The organism is Dyadobacter diqingensis (assembly GCF_024220585.1).
GTDB classification, from domain to species: Bacteria; Bacteroidota; Bacteroidia; order Cytophagales; family Spirosomataceae; genus Dyadobacter; species Dyadobacter diqingensis.
In genome coordinates this window covers 12,981-28,996 of sequence record NZ_JAMXKF010000004.1, presented here as the reverse complement: position 1 = coordinate 28,996, position 16,016 = coordinate 12,981, and the positions used below count along the sequence as shown (strand labels likewise).

Annotated in this window: 9 protein-coding genes; 6 read left to right on the top strand and 3 right to left on the bottom strand. The window is 46.0% G+C overall.

Annotated elements, in window-relative coordinates; all coding sequences use genetic code 11:
• Positions 1 to 74: 74 nt before the first annotated feature.
• Positions 75 to 3,053 carry a glycosyltransferase family 117 protein gene (locus M1L62_RS12630; RefSeq protein ID WP_254413417.1) on the bottom strand — a complete coding sequence of 993 codons (2,979 nt, stop codon included), beginning with the start codon at positions 3,051 to 3,053 and terminating at the stop codon, positions 75 to 77.
• A gap of 342 nt (positions 3,054 to 3,395) precedes the next feature.
• Here M1L62_RS12630 and M1L62_RS12625 point away from each other — a divergent pair, with 342 nt between their 5' ends.
• The 3 genes from M1L62_RS12625 (at position 3,396) to M1L62_RS12615 (ending at position 5,883) form a co-directional block, all read left to right on the top strand.
• The gene (locus M1L62_RS12625) at positions 3,396 to 4,265 is read left to right on the top strand and encodes a tetratricopeptide repeat protein (RefSeq protein ID WP_254413416.1); all 870 of its coding nucleotides are present in this window, start codon (positions 3,396 to 3,398) and stop codon (positions 4,263 to 4,265) included.
• 8 nt (positions 4,266 to 4,273) lie between these two features.
• Entirely contained in the window at positions 4,274 to 5,140 is an 867-nt protein-coding gene (locus M1L62_RS12620; RefSeq protein ID WP_254413415.1) for an AraC family transcriptional regulator, read from the top strand.
• A gap of 92 nt (positions 5,141 to 5,232) precedes the next feature.
• On the top strand, positions 5,233 to 5,883 hold the full coding sequence (locus M1L62_RS12615) for an HD domain-containing protein (RefSeq protein ID WP_254413414.1): 651 nt from the start codon (positions 5,233 to 5,235) through the stop codon (positions 5,881 to 5,883).
• Positions 5,884 to 5,973: 90 nt separating this feature from the next.
• Here the strand turns inward: M1L62_RS12615 and M1L62_RS12610 are convergent, their stop codons facing one another.
• Positions 5,974 to 7,587 carry a Na+/H+ antiporter gene (locus tag M1L62_RS12610; protein ID WP_254413413.1) on the bottom strand — a complete coding sequence of 538 codons (1,614 nt, stop codon included), beginning with the start codon at positions 7,585 to 7,587 and terminating at the stop codon, positions 5,974 to 5,976.
• Positions 7,588 to 8,073: 486 nt separating this feature from the next.
• Here M1L62_RS12610 and M1L62_RS12605 point away from each other — a divergent pair, with 486 nt between their 5' ends.
• Complete coding sequence (locus M1L62_RS12605) at positions 8,074 to 12,780, top strand: ExeM/NucH family extracellular endonuclease (protein WP_254413412.1); 4,707 nt, start codon at positions 8,074 to 8,076, stop codon at positions 12,778 to 12,780.
• 61 nt (positions 12,781 to 12,841) lie between these two features.
• Here M1L62_RS12605 and M1L62_RS12600 read toward each other — a convergent pair whose 3' ends face one another.
• Complete coding sequence (locus tag M1L62_RS12600; protein WP_254413411.1) at positions 12,842 to 13,726, bottom strand: AraC family transcriptional regulator; 885 nt, start codon at positions 13,724 to 13,726, stop codon at positions 12,842 to 12,844.
• 156 nt (positions 13,727 to 13,882) lie between these two features.
• Between M1L62_RS12600 and fucP the strand changes: the two genes are divergently transcribed.
• Both fucP and M1L62_RS12590 read left to right on the top strand, forming a co-directional pair.
• Positions 13,883 to 15,136 carry an L-fucose:H+ symporter permease gene (gene fucP / locus M1L62_RS12595; protein ID WP_254413410.1) on the top strand — a complete coding sequence of 418 codons (1,254 nt, stop codon included), beginning with the start codon at positions 13,883 to 13,885 and terminating at the stop codon, positions 15,134 to 15,136.
• A 44-nt stretch (positions 15,137 to 15,180) separates the two neighbouring features.
• Positions 15,181 to 15,969, top strand: coding sequence for an SDR family oxidoreductase (locus tag M1L62_RS12590; RefSeq protein ID WP_254413409.1), 789 nt, complete (start codon positions 15,181 to 15,183; stop codon positions 15,967 to 15,969).
• The last annotated feature ends 47 nt before the right edge of the window (positions 15,970 to 16,016 follow it).

Genomic DNA, 16,016 nt, shown 5'->3' with positions numbered 1-16,016 from the left:
CGTGTTAATAAAAGCCAGATTCCGTTCTATTCGTAATCGAAAGAAACAGAATCTGGTTTTATCATTTCAAAATACTATTCGGCGTCGCTGCTGTACAGATTGAACGCCAGTAAATGTTTTCTGAAAATTGCTTCGTATTCTCTGGCAGCCGTGTCCTGTTTTGCCTGCTTACATTCCTGCACGATTGTTTGCAAAATGTATAGATCCGCATTAATATCCCGGCTTCCCGAAACCTGATTCTTTTTGGCGAATTCCAGATTTTCATTGGCACGTAAGGCCATGGTTTTGGCAGTATCCAAAGCTTTTTTGTTTTCGCCGAGATCAAAAAGCATCCCGATATAATTTGACGAAATCTGATCGTAAGGAATGCTGTTGTCTGGCATTACCGCCAACGCCTTATCCATTACTTTTCGGGCATCTTCCTTACGATTTTCAGCCAGTAATTGATTTGTAAGACGTAAAAACGCAATTCTTGCCGTCGCGACCGGGGCGCCCAGATAGGTGTTATCGTAATATGTTTCTTTGTTACTCAACTCCCGCCACGACATTTTATTCATCAGATTGTCGTACATCACATCCGAATTCACATAACCATCCGAAGCACCCGGCACACGCACAGGCAGCAAGCGATAAGTATATCCTTCGAGCTGCATATACTCTTTCAGCCCCAGGTTATTAGAACCACCCATCGTACTGGAAAAATAAACCGGCCTTTTCCAGTTGTTGCTCGCAATGATGTCAAGCATCACCAGATCAGCCTTATACAAATCATTTTTGCCGATTGTCCAGCTCATGGAATCCGCCAAAAGCGGCAACAGCTCCTTTTTGACAATGTTCATCTTCTCTACCTCTTTCGTATTTACAGGGAGAAAAAGAACCGACGACGGCAAAATTGAGGCCATATCACCACTCGTCAGCGGCACCTGAATCGCCTTGTTTTCCTGCCCGATGAGTTCGAGGTATTCTTTGAGATTGATACCGGATTTTACACCCGGAATCTCGTAAAACGGTAGATAATCATTTTTCCCGAATGCGTAACTGTTGGTATCCAGAGACAAAGGCAGGCCTTCTGACTTATTGGTTTTCCTTTTCAACTGATTGATATACCAATCTGTACCCAGAAAAGTCTGCACACAAACGCGCACATCGGTCCGAAAACCCTCTACCTCCTGCGCATACCAGAGCGGAAAAGTATCATTATCGCCGCCGGTAAACAAAATGGCATTGGGAGCACAGGAATTGAGCAGGTTTTTAGCAAAATCGACAGCATGATAACGGTTGCTTCTGTTATGGTTGTCCCAGCCCTTAATCACCATGATCACCGGAATTGCCAGACTCACTACACTTGCAAAAACAGCACTTTTTGATGCATTACCCGACCATTTCCTGACGCCGTCGGCCACCGCGACAACGCCCATCCCGATCCACATACAGAAGATGTAAAATGACCCAACGTAAATATAATCGCGCTCCCGGGGCTCCACAGGCGGCGAATTCAGGTAAATCACCAACGCAACTCCCGTCAGTAAAAAGAGCAGGCCTAAAACCAGTAAATCCTTTTTGTTTTTGAAATAAAGCGCCACTATACCAGCCAGTCCAAGCAGCAGCGGAAGCATGAAAAAGTTGTTATGCGCTCTGTTCTGAGCAATGGACGACGGATACGTTTTGACAACATCCCAGGGCAGCATCGCTCCCGCCCCTTCCACATCACTCTCACGCCCCACAAAATTCCAGAGAAAATAACGCCAATACATATGCCCTAGCTGATGCGAAAACATAAAAGAAAGGTTCTGTACCATCGTTGGTTTTTGGCCCTCTGCCAGCCCCGTCATCTGCTGATAAAGCTGTGGATGCCCCGGTTGAGTGCTGTACAAACGAGGCAAAAGCATACTGCTTCCCGGTTCGTAATCATAGTCGTAGCGATAACCCTGAATCACATATTTACCGTCTTTCTTCTGATAAACCGGTGTGTCACGTTTCTGGCTGACCGGTCTCGAAGTGAAGGATGGCCCGTAAAGCAACGGACGACTTCCATACTGCTCTCTATTTAAATACGAAACAAAACTTAACACATCACTCGGGTTATTCTCGTTGATCGGCGGATTATGCTCCGACCTAACCAGAACAAGCAGATAGGAAGCATAACCGATAAGCACAAAAGCAAATGACAACAGGCAGGTATTGAGCAGTACTTTTCCCTTTTGATGCGCATAACGGATACCCCAAACGAGGGAGCCTAAAAAGAGAAAGATAAAAACAATAATCCCTGATTTGTAAGGCAGCCCGAACGTGTTAACAAAGAATATTTCGAATTTCCCGGCGAGTGTGGGTAGGCCGGTAATTATCCCCGAATTAATAATCCCGAGAACCACCAGGCCACCCATTAAAGCCATAACACCTCCGAAAAACCCCGGTCTGGGATATTTTTTGAAATAATATACCAAAGCCAATGCCGGAATGGTAACAAGGTTTAACAAATGAACACCGATAGATATACCCGTGAGATAGGCAATGAAGATCAGCCATCGGTTTTCCTCAGAAGCGTCTTCTATTTTTTCCCATTTGAAAACCGCCCAGATCACAATCGCTGTAAAAAAGGAAGACATCGCATAAACTTCCGCTTCAACGGCTGAAAACCAGAATGAATCGGACCAGGCATAAGCCAGAGCGCCTACAATGCCCGCTCCCATGGAAAGTATCACATCACCTGGCGTCATCTCGTTGTCCGGTTTTCCGATCAGCTTTCTTGTCAAAAGCGTTATCGTCCAGAATAAAAAAAGGATCGTGAATGCGCTGCATAACACCGAAAGCATGTTAACCCAGAATGCAACCCGGGTAACATCACCCAGGGCGAACATAGAAAAAAGTCGGCCGACCAATAAGAAAAACGGAGCGCCTGGCGGATGCGGGACCTGTAATTTAAACGCACAGGCGATAAACTCGCCACAGTCCCAGAAACTGGCTGTTTGCTCGATGGTCAGCCGGTATGTCAGCAAAGCAATTGCAAAAACAATCCAGCCGGTGAGGTTGTTAATCCTTTTGAAAGTCATCATGGGTTTTGTAGTGTTTGATACCGATATCCGTTGTCATTTATTTTAGTAAGGCACTTACAGTGAGCAGCAAAGAATTTTACCATTCAGGTTCATCGGTCAAAACTATGGAAATGTATAGTCAGGCATTGACTGGTTTGTCTTAAAAAAAGTTAAGCATTTCGGGTCAGCTGCCGGGTTTAACTTTCTTTAACAATAAGTCCCTTAGTCAGGCACTTTTCCGGCAAGTTTTGGCTTTCCTTTACAGGGTGTTTCCTGAAAAAGGGAAATTTCCGGAATACGGAATGATTGCCCGAAGCATTTTATAAGTAATATTGAACCCTGTATCAATCCGAGTGCCGAAAGATGGAATTTTTAGTTGTGCTGGCCGTATTTGGCTATATATATTATTTGAGAAACTACGCGGATCTGCGTACCAAATCGGAAAAGGAAGCCGCCAGTCTGAAAGACGGCATCAAGCTTTATAACGACGCGCAGATACAGTTGGCCTTTGATTATTTTGACGCAAAAATAAAAGCCAAACCTAAGTCCAGCGTCGCCTATCTGTACAGGGCGCTTTGTTACAAAAAGTTGGGAAATACGGATGCAGCCAGGAAAGATCTGATCAGCGGGTTAAGCTACGACGGAACATTGGCCGAGCTGCATCTGGAAAAAGGAAAACTGGACTATGAAAACCGTATGCTGAAAGACGCGCTGGAATCACTGGACAAGGCTGTTTTGTATGACGGAGATCAAAGCCAGGCTCCTTATCGCTGGCGGGGACTGACCTATCAGGCACTTGGGCTCGATGCGGAAGCGCAGAAAGATTTCCTGAAAGAAAGTGATATCCTGAAAATGAAGCTCGCTGGTGAAAATCAGACCGTGCAAACGAAGACACCGTTTCTGGATAAACGACTGGCGGCAAATTCGGTATTGATTGTTGTAACCAGCGCCATTATTATCGTTGAAATAAAAGGGGCCGAAAGCATCCACCTCCCCTATTTCCTGGCGGTCATCTCTGCCATTTCCATTGGTTTTGTCGAGCCTGTGCGAGGTTGGCTGCTGGCCATTTGCCAATGTGTTTTTCTGCTGGCCGGGTATTTTTTGTTTACGGACATCCCTGAAAACGCGGGGCGACAGGAAATTGAAAATTTCAGTCTCTATGGCAGCTGTATTCTCACATTTGCAGGCAGTTTCATCGGCGGATTTTTTAAAAGAGCTATTAACGCAGGATAACCAGCCACATGATGGACCAGACCGGAACCATTTCTTTTGAAACACTAATTGATAAGGAAATCCGGGATTCCTTTTCGATTAGTCTGTGGGATGCGCACGTGGTTGAAACAAGCACGGTTTTACGCATTACCTACAACCGTATCTTTCTGATCCGCAAAGGTTCGGGCACCCTGTTTATCGACGACAAAACCTACCCGGTCGTGGAAAATGAAATGTTTTTGCTGGGTAAGGGACAGGTATTTTCTTTCGCCGTGGGCACCGTCGTTTCCGGGTACGAGCTTTGTTTTGGTGATTGTTTTTGGGAGAAAACACCTGCCAGCGCCAATAATTGCAAGGCAGTATTGTTCAATAATATTACTGCCAACCAACACCTTCCCATTCCTGATTTTCATGAATTTTCATCACTTTTTCAAACATTGCTTCTGGAATATTCGAGTGATGATTATCCAAACAAAGTGGATGCGCTGGCCGCTTACCTGAAAATTATCATGATTAAAACGGGCAATCTGAATGACTCGTTGATACAAGCATACGACAGTCACGAAAGTCAGCTTTACCAACAATTTATGGCGCTGGTTGCAGAGCGGTATCAAAGCATGCATGACGTCTCAGAATTTGCAGCCCTACTTAACATTCCGACCAGAAAGCTGTCTGATATCTGCAAAAGAAACAGCGATAAAGGCCCGAAAGACATCATCAACAGCCACATCATCACCGAGGCGAAACGGGCTTTGCAGTTTACCACCAAACCGGTGAAAGAGATCGCTTTTGACCTCAATTTCTCTACTGCGGAACAATTCAGCCATTTTTTCAAAAAATACACACAGTTTTCACCGCAGCTTTACCGGATCAGCTTTGTAAAAATTGGCATGTAGTCGACCGGGTTTGACATTCCCTGGCCTTCATGGCTTAACTAGTTTTGTGCATCAGTTTTTTATCACAATCCATTCGTTAAACCATTTAAAACATGTCAGTTAATCATCTAAAATCTGTTGCGGGGATAACCATACCCGACAGTACGCTCGCAACACAGGCCACCGAATTACTGCTCGAACATGGCACCGAATTTATCTATAATCATTCCCTTCGTGTTTTCCTGTTTGCTTCTTTGAACGGGCAACAGAAATCCCTGCGTTATGATCCCGAATTATTATATGTAAGCGCTGTCTTTCATGATTTGGGGCTGGTTCCGCATTACAGCAGTCCGGACCTGCGGTTTGAGGTAGATGGCGCCAATGCAGCAAGAGATTTCCTGAAAAGTCATGGTCTGCCAAAGGAATCGTTGCAGCTTGTGTGGGACACCATCGCCTTGCACACGACCATCGGTATCGCTGAACACAAAGAGGCGGAAGTGGCACTGATGTACGCTGGTGTGGGGTTGGATGTAATGGGTGAAGGTTACGAAAACCTGAGTGATGCAAACCGCGAAGAAATTATCCGCGCTTTTCCACGTAACAACTTCAAAAAGAATATTATCCCAACATTCTTTTCAGGATTTGAACATAAAACCGAGACCACTTTTGGTAATATCAAAGCCGATGTTTGTGCTTACATGATCCCGAATTTTCACCGCAAAAATTTCTGCGACTGCATTTTGCATTCACCGTGGAGTGAGTAATTTGGATTATAAAATGAATGTGCCAGAAGGTTTCCCGGCACATTCATGATTTTCGAATTTGCAGTCAATGAAAAATATTCGCCCTTTGCATTAATGATATACGCCATTAATTTTTGCCTCGTCAAAATCCAGCTGTCTCTCCATTTTCCGGAGCTCTTCATCACTAAAATGATTGCCTTTTTTCATCGCAAATAATTCTGCCCGCTGCACTGTAAACAGATGAAGAAGAACTTTGTTATACAGCTCAATTTCTTCCTTCTCGGTATCATCACATTCAAGCGATTCCAGTCTTTGATGTACCAGGGAAATATCATTTTCCAGTTGATTTTTAAGAAAACCAACCAGCTCATTATCCCTGATCTCAAAAGCGTATTTCTCGTTCAGTTCTTTCAATGCCACACGCATTAGCCTTAGACGGATCGCTGCATCCTGCTCCTCCTCGGGTGCGAAATCTTCAATATCTTTTATTTTGATGAGTCTGATGAGGATAGGTAAGGTCAGTCCCTGAAAAACCAGCGTTACGAGAATCACAATAAATGTGATAAACAGGATCAGGTTACGATGTGGGAACGGCGTTCCGTTGGCTAAAAGTAAGGGAATCGATAACGCCGAAGCCAGGGAAACCACCCCGCGCATGCCCGCCCAACCCACGACAACCGGCCCCTTCCAGGGCGGATTCACAGGATCTCTTCTGACGGTATTACCCAGCCAAAGCGGCACATAGGCAATGGGAAGCACGTATAAAACACGGATAGCGATGGCTATTAAGCTGATTACCAAACCATACTGAATGGCCTGAACCGTCGAGTAATCCCCAAGGTTTTCGATAATAGCCGGCAGTTCCAGACCGATCAGAATAAATACCAGTCCATTCATGACAAACACAACAGTCGCCCAGACACTTGTCGCCTGCAAACGTGCATCACTTTTTGTAAATATTTCGTGAGACCGATATGAGAGAAAAAGTCCTCCGCTTACCACTGCCATCACACCCGAAAAGTGAAAGTGTTCCGCCGCCACGTACATGATGTAGGGCGTCATCAATGTTAACGCAGCATCGATACTCGGTGTGGTGGGCAGGAAACGATGAACCAGGTACATGAAATTGGCAATCAGCAACCCAACGGCGATACCCATCAGTGAAACAATGAAAAACTGACCAACGGCCTGCTGCAAAGAAAACTGCCCCGAAATAACAGCGAGCAGCGCAAATCTGAAAACGATTAAGCTGGACGCATCATTGATCAGACTTTCGCCTTCCAGGATTGCGGTAATCCGTTTGGGAATCTTAACGTTTTTCAAAATGGAGGTTGCCGCTACGGCGTCGGGAGGAGAAATAATACCACCCAGCAGAAAACCCAGCGCCAGTGTAAAACCCGGGATCATGGCGGTAGAAACATATGCGATGATCATGGCCGTCAGAAACACGAGGCCAAAAGCAAGCATACCAATGGGTCGGCGCCATTTCCAGAAATCGTTCCAGGAAGTATACCAGGCAGCCTCGTACAGCAGCGGAGGCAGGAATATCAGAAAAATCAACTCAGGCTCCGTTTCGATCTGTGGCATACCAGGTACTATACTAATCCCCAGTCCGGCCAGCACGAGAAAAATAGGATATGAAATATTAAGTTTCTGCGCCAGCATGACCAGCATAAAAACGGCAAAAAGAAGCACAAGAATAAGCAGTAGATTTTCCTGAAACATAACGTATCGTTTAATATTATTAAATGCGTGGAGCAATCGGTCCGTAAGCAATCATATGCGAGAGAATAAAGAAAACCATTTTCCGGTTTGTTTTAAAACCCTACGAAAAATAATTACTGTAAAGCGCTGATCTTCAAATTTACTTCTTCAACTGTTCCGGTTTTTGGTGTTGTGGGTGCTCGTCGGTAACCTGTTATTAAACCATGACCATTTATCAAAAAAAGGTAACATAATCTTCATCGGTAAACTTCGCGTTAATCAGGATAATAGCCAGAATTTTGAAGTGCATTAAAGAATAAAATCCGTGAATAACCTGCTTGAAGAGAAATTAACACCAAGACCTGCACGTACACACACTATTCTCTACAAAAGAAATACAGATTTAAACTCCTGTTTTTCAACACGATAAAAAACCCTTCACCTGTTTTCGTAATCTCCAACCCATTTACATTCTGCATTACTTTTAAACAATTAACAAAAACACAAATGATGAGAATTTTTACAAGGTGGAAGGCAAATCTTGCTTTCCTTTTTTTGCTCACTTTGATCACGGCGACAGGCAATATACATGCCCAGAACCTGACCCAGGCAGGTTTCACGTCGGTACTCACACCGCTGTATATGTCCAGCGGCGGCAGTACCCGGTTGCCGGTTATGTTCAGAGCAACAGTTACCGGGCTGACGGCCAATACATCCTATCGCTATTACACCCAGGCGGCCATTACAACGGACTTCACTTCCACTAATTCGGGAGCCGGAAACCCGCTTTTAATTAATACCGCGGGAAATTTATACACCTATACTTCGGGACCTGGTTTATCAACGGCCAATGGCTATGAGACCTTCACGACCGACGCCAGCGGAAGTTATACTGGTTGGTTTGGCTTTGTCAATACCGGGAATGCGCGGTTTACCGCCGGTAATATCGTTTACCCAAGTATTGTTATAGGCACCACCACAGGTACAATTCTATCCCGGCGGGCGCTTGATTCCGGTATTACGGTACTTGGATACAGCAACGCCGCCGGAGCAAACAATGGTTCTTTCTTAAAAGAAGTTTCCAATGCCACGGCGAAAAATCTGGTGGTGATATATGATAACACAGCTGGCTCAGGAAGACCGCTTTACATAGCACCCGTTGAAGCCATGGAAGCAGTCGGAGCAGCCGTATCCAATTTGGTTCCCGCCTACTCCACGGCGGCAGGATCATGGAACGCGATCATCCCTAATTCAAATGCCAACGGAATCCGCAGAATAGAGCAGAGAAATTCCATAACCGGCCTGGTGGTTGGATGCGCAACGGACGATGATGGTGTCTGGGGCACTGTAAGTACCGTCAACCCGACAGCAAGCAGCACGGGACTGACCATTGCCGGAGCAGATGCTCCGCTTAACTCCTGTGGTCCGGTTGGCCCCAACCCAAATCCGCCAGTAATCCTTGCAGATAACGAAACAATTATTGACGCCGAAAAAACGACAACCTATCTAAGTATTCCTGACAATAGCCCGGTCGCTAATCCCGCGGCTTTTGTTAGCGGTGTCCTAGGTGACCCTACGGATCCTGCCCGCACGATCGGTCTTGAATTTAATGTCAGCGATATTGAAACCGCGGCAGGTTCACTGATTGTGACGGCACTCAGCAGCAATACTGCCGTTGTTACCAATGCCAATCTTACACTTACAACGGGAAATACCAATAGCCGTAATCTGAAAATCACACCGAGCAGTGCCGGGTATGCTGATATTACCGTTACAGTCTCTGATGGCTCTCTGACAAGCTCTTATGTAATCAAGTATGCGGCCTCTGCTGCGTCAACCACGCCTGCCTCAACACGTTTCCTGACACAGGCCAGTGATGCATCCACGGCGCAGGCAGTAGATGCGGATTTTATGCTGGTAGCGGATGATGAAGACCAGATTCTTCGCCTCTACAACCGAACGAATTCAGGTCTACCTGTTGCGGGTTTTGATTATACTACCTCACTGGGACTTACGGATTTGTCTGGCGGACTGCCCCGCGAAGTGGATATTGAGTCTTCTGTAAAAATTGGCAATCGAATTTACTGGCTGGGTTCTCATGGAAATGCCTCAAACGGAAACAGCCGTCCGAACCGCAGCCGCCTGTTTGCCACCGATATCACGGCCAATGGCGCGTCAACTACATTAAGTTATGTGGGAAGATATGACGGGTTAAAAACCGATTTGCTTGATTGGGACAATGCGAATGGCAACGTTTTAGGTTTTGCAGCCAGTACGGCGATAGGCAAAACGCCGGAAGACCCAGCTCTTGACGGGTTCAATATTGAAGGACTTACCGTCGCGCCGGACGGGACAACCGGTTTTATCGCATTCAGAGCACCGAATCTTCCTACCAATGCAAGAACCACAGCACTGATTGTGCCCTGGACGAACATGACTACATTGGTTAGCGGCAACCCAAGTACTGGTCCGGCGACCTTTGGTACACCTATCCAGCTTGATCTGGGCGGACGCGGAATTCGTGAAATTCAGCGCAATGCGGCGGGAGAATATTTAATTCTGGCTGGACCTGCCGACGTTGCAACCGGAACGGCCCCAAAGGATTTCAGACTTTTCACCTGGACGGGTATCGCTACCGATGTTCCTGTTTTACAATTGGCCGATCTTACCTCGCTGAATGCAGGCGGAAGTTTTGAGTCCATCGTTGACCTTCCGTCTCCACTAACCGGAGCAAGTCAGGTGCAGCTGCTGGTGGACAATGGAGATCAAGTTTTTTACGGTGACGGAATTATTGCCAAAGATCTTGGTGAAAACAATTTTCAGAAATTCAGCAGCGAAATCGTCACATTAGGCACTGCGCCGGTAGCAGCAACTTTCATCCATGACATTCAGGGAAGCGGCAATACAGCGACTTTAACAGGGGTTCAAACGATAGAAGGAATTGTTACCCGCACGTTTTTAGGAACAAATGGTTTGAACGGATTTTATGTACAGGAGGAAGATGCCGACGTGGACCCCAATCCTGCAACTTCGGAAGGGATCTTTGTCTATAATGTCACGGCCGATCCGGCTGGTTTGGTTACGGTCAGTCAAGGTGACAAAGTCCGTATTACCGGAACCGTTGTTGATTTCGTAAGTACAACCAGCGGCGTTACCACAAGTTTAACGGAATTAAAAACGCTGACCAGTGTCATTAACCTGGGTACCGCTCCGCTTCCGACCGTTACCGAAGTTAAGCTGCCTGTCGCAAACGTATCAGATCTTGAACGTTATGAAGGCATGCTTGTAAACCTGAGTGCTGCAACAGGCAACCTGGCTGTCACGGAATACTTTCAGCTGGGCCGTTACGGTCAGGTTGTTCTCGCGGCCGAAGGGACTAACAATCTGGCCGGAACCGATGCCAGACTTGATCAGTTTACCCAGTTCAATACACCAAGCGTCGCCGGATACGCTGCATATCTGGCTGAAAATGCAAAGCGAAAAATCATCCTTGACGACGGCAGCGGAAAGCAAAACCCGGATCCGGTTATTTTTGGTCGGGGCGGAAATCCGTTAAGTGCCGTCAACACCTTGCGGGGTGGTGACCAGGTAAGCAATGTTACCGGAATTCTTGACGAACGCCTTGAAGGGTATAGAATTCAGACGGCAACAGGTGTTAACTTTACGGCGGCAAATGTTCGCCCGGTATCTCCGCCGAGTATTGGGGCTTCCGCCACGTTAACAGTAGGCAGCGCCAATGTTTTAAATTATTTCACATCGCTGGATCTTAACGTGAGTGGCACTGATTTCCGTGGCGCCAATACCGCAGAAGAATTTACAAGACAGCGTACCAAAGTGATTAAAGCAATGGTCGGTTCCGGAGCAGACGTACTGGGACTTATGGAATTGCAGTCCAACGGTGCAACACCTACTACCGCCCTTCAGGATTTGATCAACGGACTTAACGCAGAACCGGGCAGCAGCGGAACCTATGCCTTTGTTGACCCTGCCGCCACCGGTTCAAGTATTTCTACGGATGCGATCTCCGTCGGTATTATTTACAAAACCGATAAAGTTATACCCGAAGGCTCGCCGGCTACCTTAACCACCAGTGCAGCCTTTGATCTGGTAGGCCGTCGCCCATTGGCGCAAACATTCAAACAGATTGCTAACAGCGAGCTATTCACTGTGGTTGTAAATCACTTTAAGTCAAAAGGATCAAGCGCTGGCGCAGCCGGCGATGCGGACGCTGGCGACGGACAAGGCGAATCAAACGGAACACGTACACGCCAGGCGCAGGATTTGGCAACCTGGCTTGCAACCAAACCAACGGGTACTGCGGACAGCGACTACCTTATCCTGGGTGATTTAAATGCCTATGCGAAGGAGGAACCGCTGACAAAACTGGCTGCTGCAGGCTATAACAATTTGCTTCCGCAAACTTCGTATTCCTATGTTTTTGACGGACAGGTTGGCTCACTGGATCATGCGCTGGCCACCAGCACACTGACCTCCCAGGTAACCGGCGCAGAAAAATGGCATATCAATGCCGACGAACCGAGTGTGCTGGATTACAACACCGAGTTTAAATCGGCAGGACAAATTACCAGCTTTTACAACGCCGACCACTTCCGCGCTTCTGATCACGACCCGGTTCTGATCGGATTAAACCTGACCAAACCATTGCCTGTGAATTACATATCATTCAGTGGAAGTTCCGATCATAAAGGGGTTTCGTTGAAATGGGAAACATCCGAGGAAAAAAACAATCAGGGATTTGATGTGTTAAAAAGTAATAACGGCTCTCATTTTGAGAAGATTGGTTATGTAACAGGCAACGCAACCACGTCTGCCAGATCAACTTATACGTTTACAGATACAGATGTTCAGGATAGTAAGGTATTCTATTACCGCCTGGAACAACATGATTTTGACGGTACTTCCGAGTTGTCAAGAATTATCGGCGTTCTGGTAAAATCTGATAAAAACGGGAACTTCGTTTATCCAAATCCAAACCAGGGAAATTTCACGGTTAGAGCTGCCAATCAGGATGCTTCATCGATGAAACTATTCAATAATTCCGGAATTGAAATCCCTGTCAATATCAGAAAAACAGAATCATCGGATTCGTTCTCGGTTGAAGCAAATCACGTCTTGCCGGCGGGTGTTTATTACCTGCAACTGCAAACACAAGGCAGTAACGAGAAACAAGCGATAAAGGTTATTGTGAAGTAGGGCTGGATACAAAAAAACCGGGCATGATATCAAGGTATATCATGCCCGGTTTTTGTATATCTTAGACCATCCTGGGCTGTTTATTTCGGTAAAGCTGACGATAACTTTGCGGACTTAGCCCAGTGGTTTCTTTAAATCTTTTGTGAAAACAGCTAAAATTCATGAATCCACTTTCAAAACCGAGTTGCTTTATGCTCACACTGTTATTGATCAAAAGTTTGCAGCAATGCCCTACCCTGATCTCGTTTAAAAACTGAGAATAGGTTTTTCCGGTTCTGGATTTAAAATATCTGCAAAAAGAGTTAGGCACCATACCCGCCACCGAGGCGATCTCTTCCAGACTTATTTTTTGCTTAAAGTTCGACAGCGTGTAATCATAAATCGCGTTGATCCGGTCATTTTCAGATTCTGAAAGATCATATTGAAAACCGACCGAAGACAGCATCACATATTCCTCGGACCTGGCCACCGCAATCAGACATTCCATCAGCACGATAATACGGTCAGGGCCCTCGGCGAATCGCATTTTTTCCATCAGCTCAGCAATCCTGATTTTTAGTTTCCCGGTCAGCAGCAGGCCACGCTGAGCTTTGTCCAGGATTATTTTCAGGGGTTTGTTTTCCGTTAAATCCAGAAATTTCTCTCCCCAGAAATGACTGGTAAAATGCACAACAGTGGAATAAGGCGAGCTCGTAGGCTTGTACAAAATTTCATCGTCATCATCCCGCCAGTAGTGGGGTAGATTTGAACCTACCAATACAATATCATCCGCACCAAATCGCTTGATACTATCCCCGACAAACTGCGTGCCCGTACCTTTGTGAAAATGTATCAGTTCAATTTCAGGATGGTAATGCCAACGGTTATTCAGGTTCGGAACCAGGTCCTGGCGAACGCTGAATGAATAAGCCGGTGCCGTCGGGACTTTAAGAAGCTGTGGTTTCATGCCGATATTTATACATCAATAAACATATCAAATAAAAAAACATGTTAATATATCTTATTACTTGGATAAATACGATTCTCTTCTTTATAATAAAATATAATTCCTTTGCATTGTTTAATTTTAAGCTCCTTAAACCACTAAACTTATCTTAACCTTATGACAGATCGCAAAACCCGTCTGGCTATTATTCTTATCACTTCACTTTTCTTTTTGTGGGGTTTTGCACTCAATCTTAATCCGATTCTTATACCGCATTTGAAGAAAGCCTGCCAGCTGACCGACGTCCAGTCCGCATTGATTGACTCGGCCTCTTACATTGCTTATTTTCTTATCGCATTGCCGGCAGGACTTTTCATGAAAAAGTTTGGCTACAAGGCGGGGATCACGCTCGGGCTCATTTTGTTCGCCTTTGGTACATTCCTCTTTTATCCGGCTGCGGAACTTCGTCATTTTGGCTTCTTTCTGATTGCGCTTTTCATTATTGCCAGCGGACTAACCTTGCTGGAAACGGCCGCAAATCCTTATATCACCGTTCTTGGAGACGCTGAAACATCCACTCAACGACTTAATTTTGCCCAGTCCTTCAACGGTTTGGCGGCATTTCTGGCCCCGTTGATGGGAGGCGCATTTATTCTTTCAGGAAAAACACTTTCGGCGCAGGAGCAACAGGCCATGAGTGCACAGCAGTTGAATAACTATCTGGCAGAAGAAGCTGCGTCCGTAAAAATACCGTTTCTGCTAATAGGCGTTATTGTTCTCATCGTCGCAGTTTTGATCTGGCGCACCCAGCTTCCCGAAATTGTAGAGGAAGAAGATACAAGCGAAAAAGCATCCGGTTCAATCCTCGGCGAGAAAAACCTTATCCTGGGTACATTTGCACAGTTTTTCTACGTTGGCGGACAGGTTTGTGTCAGCAGTTTCTTCATTCGTTTCTCCGATAAAGTTGCCGGAATCGATGAAAAAACGGCCGCTTATCTGCTATCAGGGGCATTGCTCAGCTTTATGGTGGGCCGTTTTATTGGCACGTATCTGATGCGTTTTATCGCCCCTCCCCGCTTGCTGGCAATTTACAGTGTGCTTAACATTACGCTGCTGATCGTGGCGGTGGTAACTTCCGGGATGGTATCGGTTTATGCCCTGGTAGGTGTCGAGTTCTTTATGTCCATCATGTTCCCGACGATCTTCGCATTAAGTATCCGCGGACTTGGGGCCAAGACAAAAATCGGCTCTTCCCTTGTGATTATGTCCATCGTCGGTGGCGCTATTTTCCCGGTGATCATGGGCTGGGTTTCGGATCAATCATCCATCCAGACCGCCTATATCGTACCGGCATTGTGTTTCCTTGTGGTGCTTTACTTCGCGGTGAAAAACAGTTCGGTAAAAAATGTGACCCTGGGTGTTTCACATTAACTAATTAAAAATCTGAGTGAGTTATTACCTATTATTCTTAAAAAATGGATTTACAGCTTAAAGATAAAGTCATAATCGTAACGGGTGGTGCGAAAGGTATTGGTGAGGGAATTGTACAAGTATTGGCAGCAGAAGGTGCTGTCCCGGTGATCGTTGGCAGAAATGCGGAGGACAACCAAACAGTGGTAGACAATATTACATCCAAAGGATTGAAAGCTTTTCAGATTGCAGCTGAGTTGACCCAGCCTGAGGCATCTGAGCGTGCGGTTAAAGAAATACTCGCTCAGTTTGGCAGGATCGACGGGCTTGTAAACAATGCGGGTGTGAACGACGGTGTTGGCCTGGAAAATGGGAACTATGAAAACTTCATTGCTTCGTTGCACAAAAACCTGGTCCACTATTACCTGATGGCACAATATGCCTTGCCCGCTTTGAAAGTATCCAAAGGTGCCATCGTTAACATTACTTCCAAAACGGCTGATACCGGACAAGGTGGAACTTCGGCCTATGCTGCGGCCAATGGAGGAAGAAATGCGCTGACGCGTGAATGGGCCGTTGAATTGTTGAAATACGGCATCCGCGTAAACGCCATTGTGGTTGCGGAATGCTGGACGCCGCTTTACGAAAAATGGATCCAGACTTTACCAAATCCGGAAGAAAAATTAAAATCCATTGTGGCGAATATCCCGTTGGAAAACCGGATGACAACCGCAGAAGAAATTGCCAATACAACCGCGTTTTTGTTGTCAGGCAAATCGAGCCATACCACCGGCCAGCTTATTTATGTGGACGGCGGTTATGTTCACCTGGACCGCGCATTGGCTAATTCCTGAAAATAAAAACCGCCCTAAATTACCAATGAGCAATTTAGGGCTCATTT

Coding starts and splice junctions, on each gene's coding strand:
- M1L62_RS12630 (WP_254413417.1), bottom strand. CDS start 3,053: ATGATGACTTTCAAAAGGATTAACAACCTCACCGGCTGGATTGTTTTT.
- M1L62_RS12625 (WP_254413416.1), top strand. CDS start 3,396: ATGGAATTTTTAGTTGTGCTGGCCGTATTTGGCTATATATATTATTTG.
- M1L62_RS12620 (WP_254413415.1), top strand. CDS start 4,274: ATGATGGACCAGACCGGAACCATTTCTTTTGAAACACTAATTGATAAG.
- M1L62_RS12615 (WP_254413414.1), top strand. CDS start 5,233: ATGTCAGTTAATCATCTAAAATCTGTTGCGGGGATAACCATACCCGAC.
- M1L62_RS12610 (WP_254413413.1), bottom strand. CDS start 7,587: ATGTTTCAGGAAAATCTACTGCTTATTCTTGTGCTTCTTTTTGCCGTT.
- M1L62_RS12605 (WP_254413412.1), top strand. CDS start 8,074: ATGATGAGAATTTTTACAAGGTGGAAGGCAAATCTTGCTTTCCTTTTT.
- M1L62_RS12600 (WP_254413411.1), bottom strand. CDS start 13,726: ATGAAACCACAGCTTCTTAAAGTCCCGACGGCACCGGCTTATTCATTC.
- fucP (WP_254413410.1), top strand. CDS start 13,883: ATGACAGATCGCAAAACCCGTCTGGCTATTATTCTTATCACTTCACTT.
- M1L62_RS12590 (WP_254413409.1), top strand. CDS start 15,181: ATGGATTTACAGCTTAAAGATAAAGTCATAATCGTAACGGGTGGTGCG.